Annotated in this window: 21 protein-coding genes and 1 pseudogene; 9 read left to right on the top strand and 13 right to left on the bottom strand. The window is 68.9% G+C overall.

Annotation, left to right across the window (positions count from 1 at the left end):
* A partial coding sequence (locus E1161_RS22595; protein ID WP_132626542.1) for a glycosyl hydrolase-related protein occupies positions 1-331 on the top strand: 331 nt, incomplete at its 5' end.
* A 562-nt stretch (positions 332-893) separates the two neighbouring features.
* On the opposite strand, the gene E1161_RS22600 is transcribed toward E1161_RS22595, so the two are convergent.
* Positions 894-1,997 (bottom strand): peptidoglycan recognition protein family protein, encoded by a 1,104-nt coding sequence (locus E1161_RS22600; RefSeq protein ID WP_132626544.1) that lies wholly within the window; start codon positions 1,995-1,997, stop codon positions 894-896.
* A 243-nt stretch (positions 1,998-2,240) separates the two neighbouring features.
* On the opposite strand from E1161_RS22600, the gene E1161_RS22605 reads away from it, so the two are divergent.
* The gene (locus E1161_RS22605) at positions 2,241-2,552 is read left to right on the top strand and encodes a DUF6221 family protein (protein ID WP_132626546.1); all 312 of its coding nucleotides are present in this window, start codon (positions 2,241-2,243) and stop codon (positions 2,550-2,552) included.
* A gap of 899 nt (positions 2,553-3,451) precedes the next feature.
* Here the strand turns inward: E1161_RS22605 and E1161_RS22610 are convergent.
* Positions 3,452-3,631 carry a hypothetical protein gene (locus tag E1161_RS22610; protein WP_132626548.1) on the bottom strand — a complete coding sequence of 60 codons (180 nt, stop codon included), beginning with the start codon at positions 3,629-3,631 and terminating at the stop codon, positions 3,452-3,454.
* A gap of 183 nt (positions 3,632-3,814) precedes the next feature.
* On the bottom strand, positions 3,815-5,368 hold the full coding sequence (locus E1161_RS22615) for an FAD-binding protein (RefSeq protein ID WP_132626550.1): 1,554 nt from the start codon (positions 5,366-5,368) through the stop codon (positions 3,815-3,817).
* 132 nt (positions 5,369-5,500) lie between these two features.
* Here E1161_RS22615 and E1161_RS22620 point away from each other — a divergent pair, with 132 nt between their 5' ends.
* The 3 genes from E1161_RS22620 (at position 5,501) to E1161_RS22630 (ending at position 7,372) form a co-directional block, all read left to right on the top strand.
* A complete protein-coding gene (locus E1161_RS22620) occupies positions 5,501-5,911 on the top strand; it encodes a hypothetical protein (protein WP_132626552.1) in 411 nt (136 codons plus the stop codon).
* 298 nt (positions 5,912-6,209) lie between these two features.
* Complete coding sequence (locus E1161_RS22625) at positions 6,210-6,851, top strand: class I SAM-dependent methyltransferase (RefSeq protein ID WP_235875230.1); 642 nt, start codon at positions 6,210-6,212, stop codon at positions 6,849-6,851.
* Positions 6,852-6,916: 65 nt separating this feature from the next.
* Positions 6,917-7,372: a hypothetical protein gene (locus E1161_RS22630; RefSeq protein ID WP_132626554.1), complete on the top strand. Its 456-nt coding sequence runs from the start codon at positions 6,917-6,919 to the stop codon at positions 7,370-7,372.
* 18 nt (positions 7,373-7,390) lie between these two features.
* Here the strand turns inward: E1161_RS22630 and E1161_RS22635 are convergent, their stop codons facing one another.
* Positions 7,391-8,374: a DUF2278 family protein gene (locus tag E1161_RS22635; protein WP_132626556.1), complete on the bottom strand. Its 984-nt coding sequence runs from the start codon at positions 8,372-8,374 to the stop codon at positions 7,391-7,393.
* A gap of 258 nt (positions 8,375-8,632) precedes the next feature.
* On the opposite strand from E1161_RS22635, the gene E1161_RS22640 reads away from it, so the two are divergent.
* On the top strand, positions 8,633-8,980 hold the full coding sequence (locus tag E1161_RS22640) for a DoxX family protein (protein ID WP_132626558.1): 348 nt from the start codon (positions 8,633-8,635) through the stop codon (positions 8,978-8,980).
* A gap of 8 nt (positions 8,981-8,988) precedes the next feature.
* Here E1161_RS22640 and E1161_RS22645 read toward each other — a convergent pair.
* Together E1161_RS22645 and E1161_RS27340 are read right to left on the bottom strand one after the other, a co-directional pair.
* A pseudogene (locus E1161_RS22645) lies at positions 8,989-9,147 on the bottom strand (SRPBCC domain-containing protein); the annotation flags it as partial.
* A 44-nt stretch (positions 9,148-9,191) separates the two neighbouring features.
* On the bottom strand, positions 9,192-9,338 hold the full coding sequence (locus tag E1161_RS27340) for a hypothetical protein (RefSeq protein ID WP_165939909.1): 147 nt from the start codon (positions 9,336-9,338) through the stop codon (positions 9,192-9,194).
* Between the two features lie 1,330 nt (positions 9,339-10,668).
* On the opposite strand from E1161_RS27340, the gene E1161_RS22655 reads away from it, so the two are divergent.
* Positions 10,669-11,106 carry a hypothetical protein gene (locus E1161_RS22655; protein ID WP_132626562.1) on the top strand — a complete coding sequence of 146 codons (438 nt, stop codon included), beginning with the start codon at positions 10,669-10,671 and terminating at the stop codon, positions 11,104-11,106.
* 848 nt (positions 11,107-11,954) lie between these two features.
* Here E1161_RS22655 and E1161_RS28730 read toward each other — a convergent pair.
* The 4 genes from E1161_RS28730 to E1161_RS22675 all read right to left on the bottom strand — a co-directional run bounded on the left by E1161_RS28730 (position 11,955) and on the right by E1161_RS22675 (position 14,557).
* Positions 11,955-12,296: an SRPBCC family protein gene (locus tag E1161_RS28730; protein WP_207920360.1), complete on the bottom strand. Its 342-nt coding sequence runs from the start codon at positions 12,294-12,296 to the stop codon at positions 11,955-11,957.
* A gap of 527 nt (positions 12,297-12,823) precedes the next feature.
* Positions 12,824-13,147 carry a putative quinol monooxygenase gene (locus E1161_RS22665; protein WP_132626564.1) on the bottom strand — a complete coding sequence of 108 codons (324 nt, stop codon included), beginning with the start codon at positions 13,145-13,147 and terminating at the stop codon, positions 12,824-12,826.
* The gene (locus E1161_RS28735; RefSeq protein ID WP_408012015.1) at positions 13,144-13,677 is read right to left on the bottom strand and encodes an ArsR/SmtB family transcription factor; all 534 of its coding nucleotides are present in this window, start codon (positions 13,675-13,677) and stop codon (positions 13,144-13,146) included. The genes E1161_RS22665 and E1161_RS28735 overlap by 4 nt, the downstream gene beginning before the upstream one ends.
* A 157-nt stretch (positions 13,678-13,834) precedes the next feature.
* Complete coding sequence (locus tag E1161_RS22675) at positions 13,835-14,557, bottom strand: 3-keto-5-aminohexanoate cleavage protein (RefSeq protein WP_132626566.1); 723 nt, start codon at positions 14,555-14,557, stop codon at positions 13,835-13,837.
* Between the two features lie 108 nt (positions 14,558-14,665).
* Here E1161_RS22675 and E1161_RS22680 point away from each other — a divergent pair, with 108 nt between their 5' ends.
* Positions 14,666-15,232, top strand: coding sequence for an ASCH domain-containing protein (locus E1161_RS22680; protein WP_132626568.1), 567 nt, complete (start codon positions 14,666-14,668; stop codon positions 15,230-15,232).
* On the opposite strand, the gene trpS is transcribed toward E1161_RS22680, so the two are convergent.
* Together trpS and E1161_RS22690 are read right to left on the bottom strand one after the other, a co-directional pair.
* Positions 15,214-16,278 (bottom strand): tryptophan--tRNA ligase, encoded by a 1,065-nt coding sequence (trpS, locus tag E1161_RS22685; RefSeq protein ID WP_132626570.1) that lies wholly within the window; start codon positions 16,276-16,278, stop codon positions 15,214-15,216. The genes E1161_RS22680 and trpS overlap by 19 nt on opposite strands.
* A gap of 200 nt (positions 16,279-16,478) precedes the next feature.
* Positions 16,479-17,219, bottom strand: coding sequence for a GNAT family N-acetyltransferase (locus E1161_RS22690; RefSeq protein ID WP_132626572.1), 741 nt, complete (start codon positions 17,217-17,219; stop codon positions 16,479-16,481).
* Positions 17,220-17,352: 133 nt separating this feature from the next.
* On the opposite strand from E1161_RS22690, the gene E1161_RS22695 reads away from it, so the two are divergent.
* Positions 17,353-18,069 carry an SDR family NAD(P)-dependent oxidoreductase gene (locus E1161_RS22695; RefSeq protein ID WP_132626574.1) on the top strand — a complete coding sequence of 239 codons (717 nt, stop codon included), beginning with the start codon at positions 17,353-17,355 and terminating at the stop codon, positions 18,067-18,069.
* Here E1161_RS22695 and E1161_RS22700 read toward each other — a convergent pair.
* Positions 18,066-18,587, bottom strand: a complete 522-nt coding sequence (locus E1161_RS22700) for a MarR family winged helix-turn-helix transcriptional regulator (protein WP_132626576.1) — start codon at positions 18,585-18,587, stop codon at positions 18,066-18,068. The genes E1161_RS22695 and E1161_RS22700 overlap by 4 nt on opposite strands.
* Between the last annotated feature and the right edge of the window lie 24 nt (positions 18,588-18,611).

Raw genomic sequence — 18,611 nt, forward strand, 5'->3', positions numbered from 1 at the left:
GACGTTGGGGTTGTCGAGGGTGATCAGGGGTGTGACGGGGTGGGTGCCCCACCTCGGCACCCACCCCGTCACACCCCTGATCACCCTCGACAACCCCAACGTCATCGTCGAAGCCCTCAAACTCGCCGACGACCGCAGCGGCGACGTCATCGTCCGCCTCTACGAAGCCCGCGGCGCCCAAGCCCGCACCCACCTGACCACCAGCTTCCCCGCAACCACCATCACCCGAACCGACCTGCTCGAACGACCCACCCACGCACCCCAACCACCCGACGCACCCCTCAAACTCCGCCCCTTCGAAATCCGCACCCTCCGCATCACCCGAGCTTGACTCCCTCCCGCACCTGAAGGCGGGGAATCCCCACCCGCGCGGGCGGCATGCCGCCGACGAGCTTGCCGCAGCCCGAACGTCTCGGGGGGTCGGCGCGATCACCGAGAGGTTCCGCCCGCACCAGGCACCCGCACCAGCATCGACCGCACCTCGGCCAACGACGCTCGCTGATCGCGCGGGCAAGGCTGCGCTACCTGACATGTTGCCCAACCGACAGGTCTTCGAGGACGACCCTGTGGTTCTCGAGGACGAGTGAGCAACGACCTCGTGCAGCTGGTCACCCCTGCGGTCAGCGATCCTCGCTCGGATCCGGACGACCCTGCCCCGGGCATCGGCCCCGTTGGTGGGGCTCTCCTCCTTCCCCCGAGGCAAGCGCACGCTGAGCAGGCGGGCGCGTACCCGAGCGGAGTGCTCCAGGCTGGTGATCTCCTCCCCGGTCGACAACGTGACCAGCGAACTGATGCCGGCGTCGATGCCCACCACGCACAACCTCCTCCCGACGGAAACGGTGCCCTGGGAGTTCGTGCACTCCCACGGCACCGCACCGCAACAGGGGGCAGGGTCAGCTCAGCAACCGCTGCCAGCTCGCCCGATCGACGACACCGGTGACCGCGAGCCCCGACGCCGCCTGGAACTCCCGCACGACCGACACCATCCGATCACCGAACACACCATCCGCCGGCACGTAGCGACCCCGCGAGGTCAACAACACCTGCGCAGCGCGCACCGCCTCACCACCGTCACCCGCTCCCAGCACCGGCGTCACGCCCTCCCACGCCGAGCCACCGAACAACCCGGGCTCGACCACCCGCGAAGCGGAGCACGACGGAACGCTCGCCCCCCGCTCCACCGCCACCCGCGACGCCGCCCGCTGCGTCGCCTCACCGAACACACCGTCCACCGGCACCGACATTCCCCGCGCACCCAGCAGCACCTGCAACGCGATCACGTCCGGACCCTGCGCACCCGGACGCAGCAACGGCCAGCTCACCGGCTGCCTCACCGGCAGGCCCAGCGCCGCACCCACCGACTCCCGCAGCTCCGGAAGCCGCGCGTGGAGCACATCACCCGGGCACGCCGTGGCCATGTAATCCCGGTGCCCGTAGATCGCACCCGGCTCGATCCCGTACTGCGACACCATGTACGAGCACAGGGACACCAGCGAGTCCCACAGCGAACCCGGAACCGACGCCTCGGTGTAGGTGCCCTCGTTCTCGATGCCCAGCGCCACTGAGTTCTGCTCACCGGCGTGGGCGCCCTTGACGTGCTGGGAACCGCCCTCCAGCGCGGCGAGGCTCTTGTGCCGGCCCTCCATCAAGTGCCCGCCGCGCGAGTTGGTGAAGTTCTGACCGGTGTCGGACCAGCCGTTGCTGTCCATGTGGAAGTCCTGGATCTGCCTCGATAACTCGAAGGCGTGCGACTGCGACGTGTCGTCGCTGTTGGGCGTCGCCGTGTGGTGCACGATGATCTTGGTCGGCTTGGAGTCCAGCACCTCGATCGAACCGGAAGCGTCCCGCGCGTTCCAGTCCGACGTCGAGGAGATCGACGGAGCCGCCGAGCTCCGCACCGCCGCGCCGGCGGGCAACCCTGCGAAACCCACTGCGGACACCGCGAGCCCTCCGGCCAGCACCGCACGTCGAGCCACTCGTACCTGTTGTAGTGCCATCTCTTCACTCCCGAAATCGGTCAGCGATCACGAAACAGGGCGCCTGCCCTCGGGGTTCGCCACGCTACGCAGCCGATCACCTGCACGGGAATTACTGGCGACAAGCCGCCACGAGTTCGCAAAGAAGTAACCAACCGACAATCGCGCCGCACCACGTCATCACCTGGCTCCCCGCACGTCCCCGCTATGGACCGAGATCACCAGGCCCGACCCGGCCCGGGGCACCAGGGGAGAGCTCACACGATGGACCGCTTCGTCCGATTCCTGCGCCGCCAGATCGACATCGACCTCGAACTGCACAGCCAGGCCAGAGGCGTTGAAGAAGCCGGAAACGCCACTCACCGCTGCCTCATCGACCCGCTGCGCGGGTTCCGCGAATGCGAGCTCAAATCCCGACTGCTCGCTCAGCACGACTTGTGCGGCACCGGAGGAGGCCCCTGCGACACCCTCGGCACGAGCTACCCGTCGGAGGACGAACGCGGATGCCTCACCCTGGCCCTGCTCGGCTTGCCCTACGCGGACCGGCCGGGCTACGCGCCACGATGGCGCCCCTGAACCTCCAGCGAGGGGAGCACGCGTTCGACATGTCGTTCGAAGGCGGGGCAGGGGCGAGGGAGATGAGCGAGGGGAGCAGCCCGGGCGAGTGGGCGCACCCGGGCTGACCAGCGTTAGGAGGTGCTGCCTACCAGGGCGGTCCGGTTGCGCTTCAACTGGAAGTGAGGTGTGCGCACCACAATTCATGGGTTGATCACGATATTTGGTGGATAATCTACGTTATCCACCAATCGGAGTGATGGGCCCGGTGGGTGACGAGGACTTCCTCGGGGGATCGAAGCACCCGGTGGGAGCCATCCGCGGTCGTGCACCGCCGGGATTTGAGAGCGCTCGGCAGCTGTGCTGATCGAGTCGAACCAGCTCGAAGCTTCGTCGGCGACTTTGACTCGCCGGCTCGTTCCGGTGATCGACAACGAGCAAGTGCACTACATGGCCCACCGTTTCGGGGTCCATCCAGCCCAACCTTCTTGCGTCACAGTGACGGAAATAATGGTTGACAAGGGATCCGCCGGATGAGCAAGGGGAAGGCTTGTCGTCGGCCCCGCCCAGCCGCTCGAGCGGCACCACCCGAGCGCCGCCGGTCCCGTCGCGCAGTTCTTGCATCCCCATCCGCGTGTCATGCCCTCGGGGCTCTGCGGGCAACACCCACCGAACCTCCGGCGCAGCTCGCCGCGGTTGCCTGAGGCGTCTGGCTCGTCACCATGCACCTGCACGCCGTGGCCTCGAGCAGCCTGAAAACCGCCGTCCAGCAGCCCCTCTCGACATCTTCCCGCACGTTGCCGCAACGCCGATAATGCACATTATGTTAAGTGGAGTGTTCGGAGGCCGGTGCCTGCCCTTCCCCGGGTGGTTGGTGCGCCGTCCAGGGTTGATCGGCGCACCAACCGGCGTGCTGACGGTCAGAGCCTCTTGCCTGCGGCCTTCGCCTTCTTGCAATCGACGCAGTCAGTACCGCCGTAGAACCACGGCGTCCTGTAGTGGCCCAGTTCGATGGTCTTGCCGCACAAGGTCTCCGCGCGACTGTCCCACCAGCTGACCCTGGCCTTGTGGGTGTGCTCGTTCGTGATGATCTCCGGCATCGATCGGTCCCTTCTGCCCGCCGAGTGCGGCGGAGCGATCTCAAAGGATGACGCGATCGACAATCTAGCTACCCACAGTGATCAACAGGGCTCCAACAACTAGCATTCGATGTACGGCCGCTGCGAAACGGTGAACGGTATGCGACAGAATGCGCGACCGATCACCTTCCGTGGTCGCAAGTGTCAGTCCTCTCCCCTGCGTTCCGCCATGTCGAGGGCGGCGAGGTGGCTGAAGACCATGCAGGCTCCGATCGGGTTCCCGCCGGCGGGGTAGGTGGTTCCGGACACCGCGGCCATCGAGTTCCCGGCTGCGTACAGCCCTGGGATGATCCGGCCTTCGGTGTCGAGCACGCGGGCCCGTGCGTCGGTGCGCAGGCCGCCCTTGGTGCCGAGGTCGGAGACTCCGAAGGCTGCGGCGTGGAAGGGGCCCTTCTCGATGGGGACCAGGGGTGATGCGCCGTCGGTGAAGGCGCGGTCGAAGGGTTCGTCGCCGCGTGCGAAGTCCTCGTCGGTTCCGGCTTCGGCGTAGCTGTTGAAGCGAATGACGGTGCGTTCCAGGTCGTCGGCGGGGACGCCGATCTTGGTGGCGAGTTCGTCGAGGGTGTTGGCGGTGTGCCACAGTCCGGCGTCGACGTAGTCCTGGGTGTCGCCCAGCGGCACGCTGGTGGACTGGACTGGTGGCCTCTCCCCTGCTCTGTCGTCGTAGATCAGCCAGTACGGGAGGCTCATGTGGCCGTCGGCGAGGCGGGCGAGGATGCGTCGGCCGATGCGGTCGTAGGCGGCGGATTCGTTGACGAAGCGTTCGCCGTGGTCGTCGACGAAGATGCCTGCGGTGAACCAGAGGGAGAACGTCGATGAGCCGTCGGGGTGGGTGATGCCGGGTGACCACCAGGCTTCGGACATGAGGTCGGTGTCGGCTTCGGCGGCGATGCCGGCGAGCGTGGCCAGGCCCTGGTTGCTGGGTGGGCCCATGGCGTCGCGTGCGGTGCCGGGGACGGCGTGGTCGGTGCGCATCTGCTCGTTGTGCTCGAATCCGCCTGCGGCGATGAGGACGCCGTGGCGGGCGTGGATGTGGCGCCGTTGGCCGTCCTGGGTGACCACTGCGCCGGTGACTGTGCCGCGGGTGCGGAGGAGTTCGTCGCAGACGGCGTTGCGGCGCAGGTCGGTGTGAGTCTGTTTGGACAGGGCGATGAGCAGTCGTGCGAGCAGTGCTTGGCCGCCGAAGAGCCCGTCCGGGAGGGGTTCGTGGGCGCGTTCGGTGCCCAGTGGTGGGCGGAGGGTGTCGCGGAGGTCTCCGAGTTTTTCGGCTTTGACGGGTTTGGCCATGATGTGGCGGCCGGTGGCGCTGGCTCGGGGTGCGGAGCCGAAGTAGTCGGGCCACGGGAAGGGCGTGAACTTGAAGTCGCTGTCGGCTTCGAGGTAGTCGACGAGTGGTGCGCCGGTGTTGACGAAGGCGTCTTGGAGTTCGGTGGGTGTGCGGTCGCCGACGACGGCGTGGAAGTAGGTGCGGGCGTCGTCGAGGGTGTCGTGGTCGCCTGCGCGTTGGAGTGCGGCGTTGCAGGGGAACCACATGCCGCCGCCGGAGTAGGCGGTGGTGCCTCCGAAGTGGGTGGATGCTTCGGCCACGATGACCGAGAGTCCTTCTCGGGCGGCGGTGTAGGCGCCGGTGAGGGCGCCTCCGCCGGATCCGATGACGAGCACGTCGCATTCGTCGTTCGGGTCATGCTGGATCGCCATGCAACTCAGTAGAACATGTTTCAATTCCTGTGGCGAGGCGTGGACCGGCCCTGCCCCGGCTAGGTGATGCCTCAGGGGCGGGTCCGGTGCTCCCCCGAGTCGCGACGGCCTCCGGGTCGCTAACTTCGCGGTATGACTACCGGAGTTTCGCGGCTGTCGTGGCCGCTGATCGTGGTGCTCGGGGTGTTCGCACTGGTGCGGCCGATCCTGAACATCACCGGCGCCATGGACGTGCTCGGCAAACCGGTGGGGCCGGTGCTGGTGACGGTGGTGATCTCGACGGTCTGGCTCGCGGCGGTGGTGTGGCGGCGCAGCGCCCGTCCGGTGGCGACTTTGACCTGCGCCGGGCTGGTCTACGGGGTGCTGGCGGTAGTGCTGAGCGCGGTGCTCTCACCCATCCTGCGTGGCGAGCTGGTGGGCCCGCTCGCCACGCCCGGTGGGATCGGAGTGGTGATGGTCTTGCTGGTCAACGCCGGCTGGGGTGCCGCTGTGGGCGTGGTGGCGTTGGCGCTGGAATTACGGCTCGAGCACGCGGGCCGGTGAGCCGTGGTTTTCGAACTCGGTAGGCGGTCGAGGTGCCTGGGAGCAGCGGTTGCGGGAGCACTGGGGCGGATCGGGCTCTGGTGGGTTCGGGCTTCCGCCTGCCGGTGGTGCTGGGCGGGTTCTCCACCACTTCCCCACGCCGATCACGAGCTGTCGATCGCGCGGTGGCAGTAGCTGCTCGGTGAGGCGGGTTCGGGGTGCGTCGTGTGGCCGACCACGGGTGGCGTTCGACCTATGCCGTGGAGGCGTTCGGGGTGAGTTGAGCTCGCCGCGCCGGTGGCGGTTCTAGGCTCCTGGCATGGCGGGTGACGACGATCTGGATGCGTTGTTGGCTGAGCAGGTCGCTTACTACCGGGCGGTCGCCGGTGAGTACGGCGATTACGGGGCGATGCCGGGCGCGTCTGCGCTCGGTGCGGTCGTCGAGGAGTTCGCGCCGGCAGGGCGTGTGTTGGAGCTGGCGTGCGGGCCGGGTGTGTGGACTCCGCTGCTGGCGCGGCACGCCGATGAGGTGACGGCGGTGGATGCGTCTGCGGAGATGTTGGCCAGGGCCGCTGCCCGGGTGGATGAGCGGGTGCGGTGGGTGCGGGCCGATGTGTTCGGGTGGCGTCCGGAGGGTGTTTTCGACGTGGTGTTCTTCGGGTTCTGGTTGTCGCACGTGCCGCGGGAGCGGTTCGCGGAGTTCTGGGCGATGGTGGCGGGTTGTTTGGCGCCTGGTGGGCGGGTGTTGTTCGTCGATGATGCGTTGCGCGCTCCGGAGGAGTTGGTGGAGGGCGCGGAGTCGTCGGTGATTCGGCGGTGGGCTGGTGGTGGGGTGCACCGGTTGGTGAAGGTGGCCTATCGGCCGGAGCAGTTGGCGCGGGCGTTGGCGGGGTTGGGCTGGTCGGTGCGCAGGTGGGTGAGACGGTGTGGCCGTTCTACTGGGGTGCGGGTCATCGGGTGAGGTGAGTGGAACGGGGTGGGGGGTGTGGTGCGTCGGATCGGTGAGTGCACCGGTTCGGCAGAGGAGTGGGCGTGGTGGACGACGCGTGGCCCGAGATGGTGGATGGTTGGGAGTTGGCTCGTTCGCAGGGGCGGGAGACCTATCGCAGGCGGTTGGCCAACAACGTGACGGTGTTGGTGATCTGGGAGACCGTTGCGGGTGTGGGTCGGGTGAAGGCACGGGTGGGTTCGGCGGGGTTGGGTCGGGAGTTGACCTGCAGCCGGGCGGATTTCCGGGATCGTGAGGCGTTGTGGTCGGCGGCGTGGTGCGTGGTGGAGATGGCCGCGAACCTGCCGTTGTTCGAGGGTGCTGCGAGGAGGTCGGCGGATCCGTCGTTGCGGGAGCGTGTCGCCGGGTGCGTGGAGGTCGATGCGGGCGCGTTGACGTTCACGCTGGTCAGTGGTCAGGAGGTGACGGTGGTGCTCGCGGATGAGCAGGTGGCGGATTTGTCTCGGGCGTTGCAGGTGGTCGCCAGGGCTTGACCGGCCACCTGCTGGTGCTCAGAACTGGACTGTGCGGCCTTCGGTGGAGGTGTGTTCGGCGGTGTAGGTGACGCCGTGGACTTTGAGGCCGTGGGGGTCGAGGACGGTGATCTGGCCGCCGTCGTTGCCGAGTTGGAAGCCGTTGGTGGCCGGGATCTGCAGGGTTTGTCCGGCTGCGATGGCGGGCACCGGCAGCGGCATGGTGTTCTTCTGGGCGTCGGCGAGGGTCCAGCCGGCCAGGGAGATGGTGTGGTCGGAGGTGTTGAGCAGGGTGATGGTTTCGTTCTCCCTGCCGCCTCCGATGGGGTTGACCATGGCCGCTACGACGCGGATCGAGGTGTCTTCGGGGGCGGGCAGGGCGTGGCCGGTGTCGTCGTCGGTGTGCCAGGCTTGGGTTTGGAAGGCGAGGAAGACCGCGACCCAGCGGTTTTCGCTTGCGAGGTGCAGGAGGAGTCCGCCGTCCTGCCAGACGCCGTCGTCCTGTTGGTACTGCTCGCCGTTGCCCTGGTTCATGTGGATGTTGTGGACGCCGTTGCCGGGCTGGGAGCCGAAGATCTTGTCGGGGGTGTCTTCGGGTCCCCAGGGTTCGCCGTAGATGTAGGCGGTGGCGGTGGGGTCTTGCTGGGCGCGGTGGACGTAGTGGTCGAGGAAGTCGGCGAGGTCGTTGTTGGGGCCTTCGGCGTCGGGCGGGACGGGCCGCATCTGCTCGCGGGTGACGACGTTGGCGCGCAGGTAGTCCAGTGCGGCGCCGCCGGGCTGGGAGGCGAGCTTGTTCCAGCCTGAGCCTGCGGGTGGGAGTGCGGCGGTCAGCGGGTGCTGGAAGTTGTCGGCGGCGAAGTAGAGCAGGTCTGAGGGCTGCTGGCTGGATTCGACGTTGACCGCGGCGCGGTAGTGGCGCTTGTCGTCGTCCACGAGGTGGATCTGGTGGTGCGGGGTGCCGCCGGTTTCGCGGCGGACGTCGATGATGCGTGCGCTGAGCACGCCGTAGGAGTTCAACGGCATGGTGGTCTTCCCCGTTGCGCTGGTCGGCGATGTGCGGTGATCACCTTGGTCTGGCCGTGGGGAGCAGGGCAAGGGTCTGATCGGCTGGTTGACGGTGGTTCGCGTGGGGTTCACGGGCCGTTCAGGGGTGGAGGTCGGCAGGTGGGTTTCGCCGTGGTGGGCGCGCGGGTCCGTGGGTCGTGGTGCTCTAGCCGGGCGGTCACGTTCGTCTTCTCGCACACGTCATGGGGGAAGGCGAACGTGGGAAGGAGGGGACCGATGGTGGTCGCGTCTGTCGTGGTGGTGGTGACCGCGGTGCTCAGCGCGTTGAGCGCGGCGGTGGATTCTTCCGGGCACCGGTACGTGGTGGGCAATGCCGAGGCCAACGGGGTGCCGGTGGGGTGGCTGCCGGTGCTCGGGGTGGTGAAGGCGGCGGGTGCGGTGGGGCTCGTCGCGGGGTTGCTGGGTGTTCCGGTCATCGGGGTGCTGGCCGCGGGCGGGCTGGTGTTGTTCTTCGTGGGGGCCGTGGTGGTGCACGTGCGGGCCCGGACGGTGCGCACGATCGGTCCCGCCGTGGTCTTCCTCGGGTTGGCTTCCGGTTCGTTGTGGTTGAGCGTGGCGGTGTGAGGCCTGGTTCAGAGCGGGTCGCTGGTTTCCAGCAGGGTTTTGAGGCTGGAGAGCAGCTCGGGCCATCCGTGGCTGGTCATGGGGCGCAGGGTGGAGTCGGTGGTGAAGCCGGTGTGGGTCACCGTCAGCTTCACCGCCCCCGCTTCGGTGGGTTCGATGTCGGAGACGACCTGGCTGCGGGCGGAGGTGACGGAACACCCCCGTCATGCGGCTACGGGGACCAGGGCTCAGGGGAGGTGTTGTAGCGATGCCGAACAGCTTCGGCGAGGCGGATGAACGCGGCTTGGACCTGTTTCGCCCAGGTGTCGAAGACCTGCAGCGGCGAGGTGGTCGTGTGCTCGTTCCACAGGACCACCACGGATCTCGCGCGCGATGATCTCGCCCAGCACCGACCGGGCCGGCTCGCTGCAGCGGGCTGGGGGTCGAGGTCGCGGCGAGAGTGCTGGGCCCGGTCAGCGCGCGGCTGGTCAACGGGCGGGGTTGGGCCATGGAGTACTTCGAGCCGCTGCGGCAGGTGCTAGACGAGCTGACCGGCAAGCCCGACGTGGTCAATGCCCACGCCGCGAACTGGAACATGGCGAACGAGCTAGGTGCCATGGCCACCGAACTCGAGTCGAGCCCCGAAGACGACCTATCTGACTGGCACGGTGACGCCGCGGACGCGCACCACCGCCCGGATGGCCAACAACGTGGAGGCACTCGGCGGCCTGGCCGCGATCTAAGCGGCGATGGCGGTGGCCACCGAGGGCGCGGGCGGCCTGGTGGAACTGACCCGCGAGATGGTCCGCGATGTGATCGCCTAGGTCGTGGCCCGGGTGATCGTGTGAGCAGTCGAGGCGATCTTCGTCGTGACGATTCCGGTGATCACTGCGCAGATCACCGCCGCTGTCGTGAATGGGCGAGGCAAATTTCACCTACACACGTCCCCGGAGGACACCCCGAGGACACGCTCCCCAGGGATGCGCGCGCGTGGAGGCAGCGGGACATACCTCGAATCCTGGATGCCGACCGGGTACGAAACGACTTCGATCGGGCATTCAGCAGGTCGTTGACGATGCCGCCAGGGATTTCCACGACCGACCTGAACGGTGCGTCGGTTAGCATCCTGGTAAGGACAGCTGCCCCGTTGAGTGGCAGCATCCTGGGCCGTGCCGGTGCCGTTCCACACCTGCCTGCCCGTATACCGAAATTCTCAAGAATTCCCGCCACCGTCGGCGTCCTCCACGCCCGCCCCCGAACGATGCCTATTCCGACCGGATCCACACTCGACGGACACGCCACCCATGATCTTTGAGCTCCCGCGCGATCCCAGCAATGCTCCGCCCCGCCACACGCTGCGCAAAGACCCACCGCACCCACGGCCCCGTCACCGGATCCGGCTCCAACTGATGCAACCGACCCCCCACCGCGCATGCGCCTCAACCGGACGCGGACCCGAATCCACAAGCCGATACCCATGCGGCGGCCGACCACCCGAGAACCGCCCCTTCACACGCCTGTGTGCGCATCGCGGCCAACACCCGATGCCGCGACCGCACCCCCTCACGCCGTGACTGCGAACCCAGCCGGGGTCGGTTGGGGAGAGGTCGAGTACCCAGTCGCCTAAGCCCTCCCACACTGGAGTGCCCGTGACATACCTGCCGTGTTCCCTGTACGAACGCACTCCGGAAGAGCGCGCAGATCAGCTGTTGTCGTGGCAGCGACCCGACAAGGCGTTCTTCGCAGCCGGCGCCTGCCACATACTGGCGTTCGCGTTCCTCGAGACCTACCCGGAAACCGGGTTCTTCCCGGTTGGCCTGTGGTCCGACGTCAGCAAAAACCCCCACCACGTCTACGTCATCGACGGCACGTGGGCGTTTGACCACGACGGGTGGACACCGCATACCGAACTCCTGGCCACCACTCACGCCGCCGAACCCCACACTCGATACCAGCCGCATCGGATCGAGCCAGATTTGGACCTGCTCTGCGAGCGCTATCACCATCGGGCTCGCCATCAATTCGCCCTCGACCCGTGGCAACGGGCGCTGCGCTACCTCGACCTCTTCCCACCACCGCACACCGACCGACGCGTGTCTTCGGCTGGAACACCCGTTGCCAGCTCTGGGTACGACCAGCAGGAGTGACTACGTCAGAGGCGGAATCGCCACGCCAGTGCCCTCATGTCGCCGCCCGCGCTCGACCGGTGGCTGTCCTGGGGGCCTGGCGAAGGTGTACGTCTTCCACGTTCTCAAGTCCTGGATACCGTCAATGCAGGTACGACGCATCGATCATCTGCTGCTGACCGGGGCAGGATGAACCATGCTCGATGCCAAGCGCGTCGGCCCGCGGAAGCCCGCCGTGCATGACGGGCAGCACCGGCCTCGACCGTGGGTAGATGACGGCCGCGCGTATTTCCGCGTGAGCAGCATTTCGACCTCACCGATTTCGGCGGCCGGCCCTCAGTCGAGGGTGGGAGAGGCATGACCGGGCCTCACGCTGCGTGCGCGTTCGCCCTAGCGTGCGGCGCTTACGGACGGCACAACGTGCCTGCTGAGTTGCTCGATGTGAGCGGGCCTTGCTTCCCGGTACGGCGGGCGGAGCTCGGTGCCACTGATTGGTGCTCGCCGGACACGACCCGCGCCATCGTGCCGGGCATGTTGACTGCTCGGCGGCATGTAAAGCGGCTGCGTACCGATAGCGGCAACAGGAAAGGAGCCAAGGTGCTTGATCCTGACCCTGGCTCTCAGCTGGTGCGCAGGTTGTGAAACTGGCGCCGCTGCCCCAGCGCTCGGCGAAGGCCAGGTTCGCGTCGCCGACGGTGACGTCGCGGACTTCGAGCGGAGCGTCGTCACCGTGCCCATCCAGGTGCCCAACTGTTCTATCCGAGATAATCCGTCGCCGGAGCCTCGTTCAAGGCGTCATCCGGCCTGGTCGTGATCTACCCGGGATGCCGGATTATCTCGGTAACCCGCTGCTGGATTCAGTACGCCGATCACCACCCGGTCAATGGGTTTCGATTGGTGGCGTTCGAGCAGCTGATCATGCGCCCCGCGTGCTCGATGACTTCGACGGTCCCGGTGAGCGCGGCGAGCATGTATCGCCGCCACAACGGGCCGAGTCCCACCCGGATCGGTCCGTGGCACGCCGCGCGGGGCTTGAAATCGTAAGTCCACCGGATGAGCGTGCCCGAGCCGTCGGGGCTGAACGTCCACTCGCCACGAACCCCGGAGACCAGTCGTCCGAGAACGTTGGTGAAATCGGTGAGCTCGTAGGCGAAGCTGCGGCCGGGGTCGTACTCGGTCAGCGTCTCGGTGGCCGTCGAGCCGTCGGTCAGCTCGGGGTTCCGCGACGCTCCGACGTGGTCTTAGCAACCAGTCTGGTTGCGGGCGCCACGCACCCCGGGGAACGGACCCCAACCTGTGAACACCAACGACAGGTCGATCGGTACGACGACGTCGAATGCCGCCTCGGGGTCAACATCGACGCGGCCCTATGGACCGTGACCGGCACCGTACGGTCTGTGCGCGAGATCAACCTCACGTGAAGATGCTCCCACTCCTGGCTGTCCCCAACGGCCGACTTCTGATTGCGCATAAAACCATTATGCGCGGTCAATCGGGCTGAGCCTTCTCCCCGAATCGCCCCACCGTCGGCGGGGGCCGCTGGCACGGTGTGGACCATGAACACGCCTGGCCGCACCCCGGCGACCGGCCCCCGCCGCCGAGACGTCGGAGTCCGGCCCAGCGATCACCGCAGCCGATCACCAATCCCGCTAGGCGCCAACCTTCGAGCTGATCGCCGCGGGTGAGAGCAGGCCCCGGGGCTCCCGGGGCCTGCTCTTCGACATGACCCGTTGCCGGGTCAGTCCACGGACATCTCCCCCAGCAGGGACCAGTCGTCCTGGTCCAGGGAGGTGTTGATGACGCGCGGGGTCTCGGCCAGGTGCTGCGGCAGCGTCTGCTGGGCGTGCTTGAAGTGCTCGCTCTGCACGTGCGCGGCACCGGCCTCGCCGTCGCGGAAGGCCTCCACGAGCACGTACTCGTTGGGGTCCTCGATGCTGCGCGACCAGTCGAACCACAGGCAGCCCGGCTCGTTGCGGGTGGCGTTGGTGAACCCCGCGGAGATCTGCGGCCACTGGTCGGCGTGCTCCGGCTTGACCCGGAACTTGGCGGTAATGAAGATCATGCTTCGCTCCCCTGATGGCGCTGCGGCGCGATGTCGGACGACGACCATCCTATGTGGCCGATCACCAGGGCACGGACGGGCCTGTTCGGGCGAGCGTGGCTGCGTCGCGGGCGCGCAGCGCTTCGGTTCGCTCGGCGCACCACGAGCAGCGGATGTCGTCGGTTCGTCGGCCTCCAGGACCTCACCGGTCTCGGGTGCCTCCGCGCGGTCGAAGCGCATCGGCGTGCCCGGGCTGGCGCCGGTGAACTCCCCCGCGCAACGGGAACCACGCCGAGAGCTCGCCGGGGTCGGTCACCGCCTTCCACACCGCGCCAGGCGGGTGGTCCGAGGCGCGCTGCAGCCAGCACCGGGTGGCCGTTGATCATCGTCAGATCGGGTTTCGTGGTGGGCGTCCGCCCTCGCCGGCAGGGCCGCAGCCAGGAGTCGATCTCGGCGAGCGGCCCCGGGCGCGGCCGGTACCAGCGGCGCTGGGAGCCCTGGCGGACCTCCACCAATCCGGCCTCGCGCAGCACCTCGAAGTGCTCGGACACCGTGGGCTGGCTCGGCAGCAGCTGCTCGCCCCAGCTCAGCCGACCGCGCCTTGCCCCTCTGGGAGGCAGGTCAAGACCTCGCGGCGGTGCGGCTCGGCCAGCACCTCGAACGCAGTTGCCCCGGCGAGTACACCGCGACCGAATATTGCTGGCGAGGTCAACGCGACTCGGCCTCGACGACGGCCCGCGCGGCGGCCACCAGCTCGGCGTTGTCGGTGGCGATCTGCCCGTCGGGAAGCATCAGCGTGTCCTCCAGGCCGATGCGCGCGGCGAAACCTCGGCGCGCTGCCAGCCGCAGCACCGGCCACGCCCCGGCGGCCTCACCGTGCAGCAGGATCGGAGCCGACGCGGGGTGCAGACGTGCCAGCAGCGCCTCAGCGGTGGTCGCCGCACCCCCGGCACTGCGGTCGGTGACCTCGGCCAGCACCCGCAGCACCCGGCTCCGGTGCGGCGAGAGCCGGAAGTGGTGATCGGCATCGGTGCCCGAGTAGATCCCGGCCTCCACCCCGACCCCGAGGTTCAGCAGCGCTCCCGCCACCTCGTCGGCGCCCGGCTCGTGCCAGTTGACCGAGGCGTGATCGGGCAGCAACGTCCACGCCTTGATCGCCCGCACCCGCGAAGCGGTGTCCGGTGCCGTCCACGCCCCTGTCGTCACGCCCACCGCCACCCCCGGCGCCGCCGCGCGCACGGCGCGCAACGCTGCTGCCACCGCGTGCGGGTCGAGGCTGTCGGTGCCATCAGCGGACTTGGGGTGCAGGTGCACGTCGGTGGCCCCGGCGGCCACCGCATCAGCGGCGGCCTTGGCCAGCTCCTCCGGCCGCACCGGCAGGTGGAAGTGCTCACGCGGAGACCGGGCGCCGTTCAGGCAAACCTGCAGCATTCGCCCATTGTCGCCCCACCCGGCACACCTGCGGAAGTTGATGAACTCGTTTCGTGATCAACACGCGTCCCCTCCGGGGCCGGCCCGGGGGGTATTAGCGTGGGAAGGGTGTTGAGCGACCGGATCGCGCGCGGCGTGGCCGCGGGGCAGATCACCGAGACCTACTTCCGCTGGCCCAGCCCGCAGGCCCGTCCCGGCGCCCGCGTGCCCACCCGCTCCGGGCTCATCGAGATCACCGGCCTCACCCAGGTCGACCCCGAGGCGATCACCGACGCTGACGCCGCCCGCGCCGGCTTCACCACCGCCGCGGGCCTGCGCGCCTCCCTGTCCCGGCACCGAGGCAGCACCTACCGGCTGCAGCTGACACACCTCGGCCCCACCACCCCACCGCGCCCGCAGCCCGGTGGGCTCGACGAACACCGCCGACGCGACCTGCAAGCCCGGCTCGCCCGCCTGGACCTGGCCACACCCCGCGGCCCCTGGACCCGCCAGGTCCTCGACATCCTGCGCCGACGCCCCGGCCTGGCCCCCGCCGACCTCGCCGCCGAGCAACAACGCCCCGTCTCGCGCACCAAGACCGACATCTGGCGGCTGCGCGAACTCGGCCTCATCGACACCACCGGCCGGGGACTGCACCTGTCCGAGCTCGCACTGTCCTACCTGGACACCCCGTAGACCGTGCCCATCGCCTCCCGCACCTCGGCCAGCGTCGCCTCCGCGAGCTCGTGGGCACGGGCGTTGCCCCGCGCCAGCACTCCGCGCAGATGCCCCGGGTCGGCGGCCAGCTCAGCGCGGCGAGCCCGCAACGCCGCGAAGTGGGAGTTCACCGCCTCGGTCACCACCGACTTCAACGCCGCCGCACCACCCGAACCCACGCCCTCGGCCAGCTCGACGGGATCCTGCCCGCTGCACAACGCCCCCAGCAGCACCAGGCTCGCCACCTCCGGCCTCGCCTGCGGCTCGTAGGTGATGTGGCGCTGCGCGTCGGTCTTGGCGCCTCGGATCAACCGCGCGGTCTCCGAGGCCGTGGCACCCAGCATGATCGCGTTGCCGCGGCTCTTGCTCATCTTCACCCCGTCGGTGCCCAGCAGCAGCGGCGCCGAGCTCAGCAACGCCTCCGGCTCCGGGAACACCCGCCCGTAGCGGTCGTTGAACCGGCGGGCGATGGTGCGCGTGAGCTCCAGGTGCGGCAGCTGATCGGACCCCACCGGAACCAGGTTGGCCTTGCAGAACAGGATGTCGGCCGCCTGGTGCGCCGGGTAGGTGAACATCAGCCCCGACACACCCGACTGCCGCGAGTGGGCGATCTCGTCCTTGACCGTCGGATTGCGCTGCAGCTCCGGCACCGTCACCAGGCTCAGGAACGGCAGCAGCAACTGGTTGAGCGCGGCCACCGAGCTGTGGGTGAAGATCATCGCTTCGTCCGGGTCGATACCGGCCGCGAGGTAGTCGGCGATCAGCCCCAGCACGCGGCGGTCGAGGTCGTCGGCGACGTCGCGATCGGTGAGCACCTGGTAGTCGGCGATCACCAGACCCAGCCGCACACCCCGCCGCTGCAACCGCACCCGGTTGTGCAGCGTTCCGAAGTAGTGTCCCAGGTGCAGCGGCCCGGTCGGGCGGTCACCGGTGAGGATCCGGAACCGGGAGGCATCGGCGGTGATCTCGGCGTCCAGCTCGGCGCTGCGCCGCGCCGCGGGGTAGGTGTCGACGGTCGTGGTCATCAGGGTGGTCCTCTCGTGTCGGCCCGGCGCCGTCGTCCGCCGAAACCCGCACGAGCGCCACTGGCGCACGAGAAGAGGGCCGTCGGTCGAACGGCCCTCGGGTGATGTGGGTGTACCGCAGTGGGTGGCCGCTCCTAGCTGGAGCGCCACCAGGCGAGATGAGAACTGCCGGTCACACCACCACTGTAGCCGGTCGCGGTTCACGGCACGGCGAAGGTCATGGTCGTCTCGGTGATCTCGAAGCCCAACTCCCGGTAGAGCCGCTGCGCCGGGTTGCCGACCGTCACCGCCAGCCCCACGCGCGTGAACTCGCCCGCCACGCCCGGCAGCGCGCGGCGCAGCAGCAGCCTGCCCAGGCCGGTGTAGGCCGGTGCGCGGCGGCGGAAGACGTCGCTGATCCACGCGGTCCCGGCGCGGTCGTTGGCGATCAGGCCGGCCACGACGGTGCCCGCACCGTCGGCGACCAGGGCGCTGGTCTCCAGCAGCGGGCCCAGCACTCGGCCCGACAGCAGCGGCTGCAGCAGCTCGGTGCGCAGCGTGCGGTCGTCGGCGGTGACGTGATCGGGATGGCCTGGCGGGTAGGCCTCCCGCCAGGCCGGCAGCAGCGCCTCGGCGGGGCGCTCGCATGCGATGACCCGCAGCGGTGGTGGTGGCCGGAGTTGCGCCCAGTCCTGCGGGGGTGGGTCGCGGCGCAGGTCGCGGTGCATGGTGTGGGCGTGGCGGCGTAGCCTGGCTCCCGCGCGCAGCAGCCGGTGCCCGTGGGTGAGGTCGGTGACCACGTTCCAGCCGGGGAGCCGCTTGTGCAGCAGTTCCAGCACGTCCGGGCCTTCGGCGGTGATGAGCCGGGCCATGCGCGGGGCTCCGGCCAGCGGTGCGTAGCGCAACGTCGTGGTCTGGCCGGTCGACGCCACGACCTCGCCGGTACCGCTCTCGTGCAGCATTCACTGACCTCTACACGGCGCATTCGCCCAGGGCAAGCGGTTTTTCGGCGGCATGCGGGTGAAAACCCGTTGCCGGTGGCTTCGGGGTGGCGCTACCGTGAACCAAATGTTTTAGGTCTTAAGGAGTTGTGTTGTGCGTGCGATCGTCATCACCGGTGGCGCCACCGGAATCGGCTACGCCATCGCCGAGAGCTTCACCCGCGCCGGAGGCTCGGTGACCATCACCGGACGCCGCCCCGGCCCGCTGGCCGAGGCCGCGAACCGCCTCGGCGCCGCAGCACTGCCCTTCGACGCCGCCGACCCCGAGCAAGTCGCCGCCGCCACCGCCCAGCTGCCCGATGCCATCGACGTGCTGGTCAACAACGCCGGCGGCAACACCGATTTCGACCGGCCCTCCGCCGACGGACTCGCCGCGGTCGCCGAGTCCTGGCAGGCCAACCTGCGCTCCAACCTGCTCACCGCCGTGCTGGTCACCACCGCCCTGACACCCCGGCTCACCGACGGCGCACGCGTGATCACCATCGGCTCGATCGCCGCCGCGCAGGGATCGGGCTCCTACGGCGCCGCCAAAGCCGCCATCGAGGCCTACACCCGCACCCTCGCCGCCGAACTCGGCCCGCGCGGCATCACCGCCAACGTCATCGCCCCCGGCCTGATCGAGGACACCGAGTTCTTCCGCGGACACCTCACAGACACCCGCCGCCGCACGCTCATCGACAACACCGACACCGGCCGCGCCGGACGGCCCGACGACATCGCCGCCCTGGCCGCATTCCTCGCCTCACCCGCCGCCGGGCACCTCACCGGCCAAACCCTGCACGTCAATGGAGGCGCCCACAAAGTCCACTAAGGACGGTCCTCGGCCCCGAAGCGCTCGGTGAGATCGCCCAGCAACACCCGCAACAGCTCGGTCAGCTGCTCGCGCTGCCCTGCATCCAGCGAATCCAACAACGTTTCCTCGTGGTGCAGCAAGTCGTCGACGTGGTCCTCGATGAGCCGGTGGCCGGTGTCGGTCAACTCCACCAGCACGCTGCGCCCGTCGTCACCACCCCGGTCGCGGCGCACCAGGCCGCGCTGCTCGGCTCGCGCCACGCGCTGGGAGATCGCCCCCGCGCTGACCAGCGACTGGCGGGCGATCTCACCGGCCGCGAGGCGGTAGGGCGGACCCGCGCGGCGCAGCGTGGACAGCAGATCGCGGGTGGCCGCATCCATCCCGGCGCGCGCGTCGGTGCGGCGGCGTTCATCGTCCAGGAGCTTCGCGATCCGCCAGATGCGCGTGATCACCCCGATCGAGGCCACCGGCATGCCGGGCCGTTCCCGCTGCCAGGCCGCCTGGATCCGATCGACCCCGTCCTCACCGTCCGCCATGCCGCCACAGCCTAGAACCACCCC

Origin of the sequence: Saccharopolyspora aridisoli, from assembly GCF_004348445.1 — a bacterium.
Lineage (GTDB): Bacteria > Actinomycetota > Actinomycetes > Mycobacteriales > Pseudonocardiaceae > Saccharopolyspora > Saccharopolyspora aridisoli.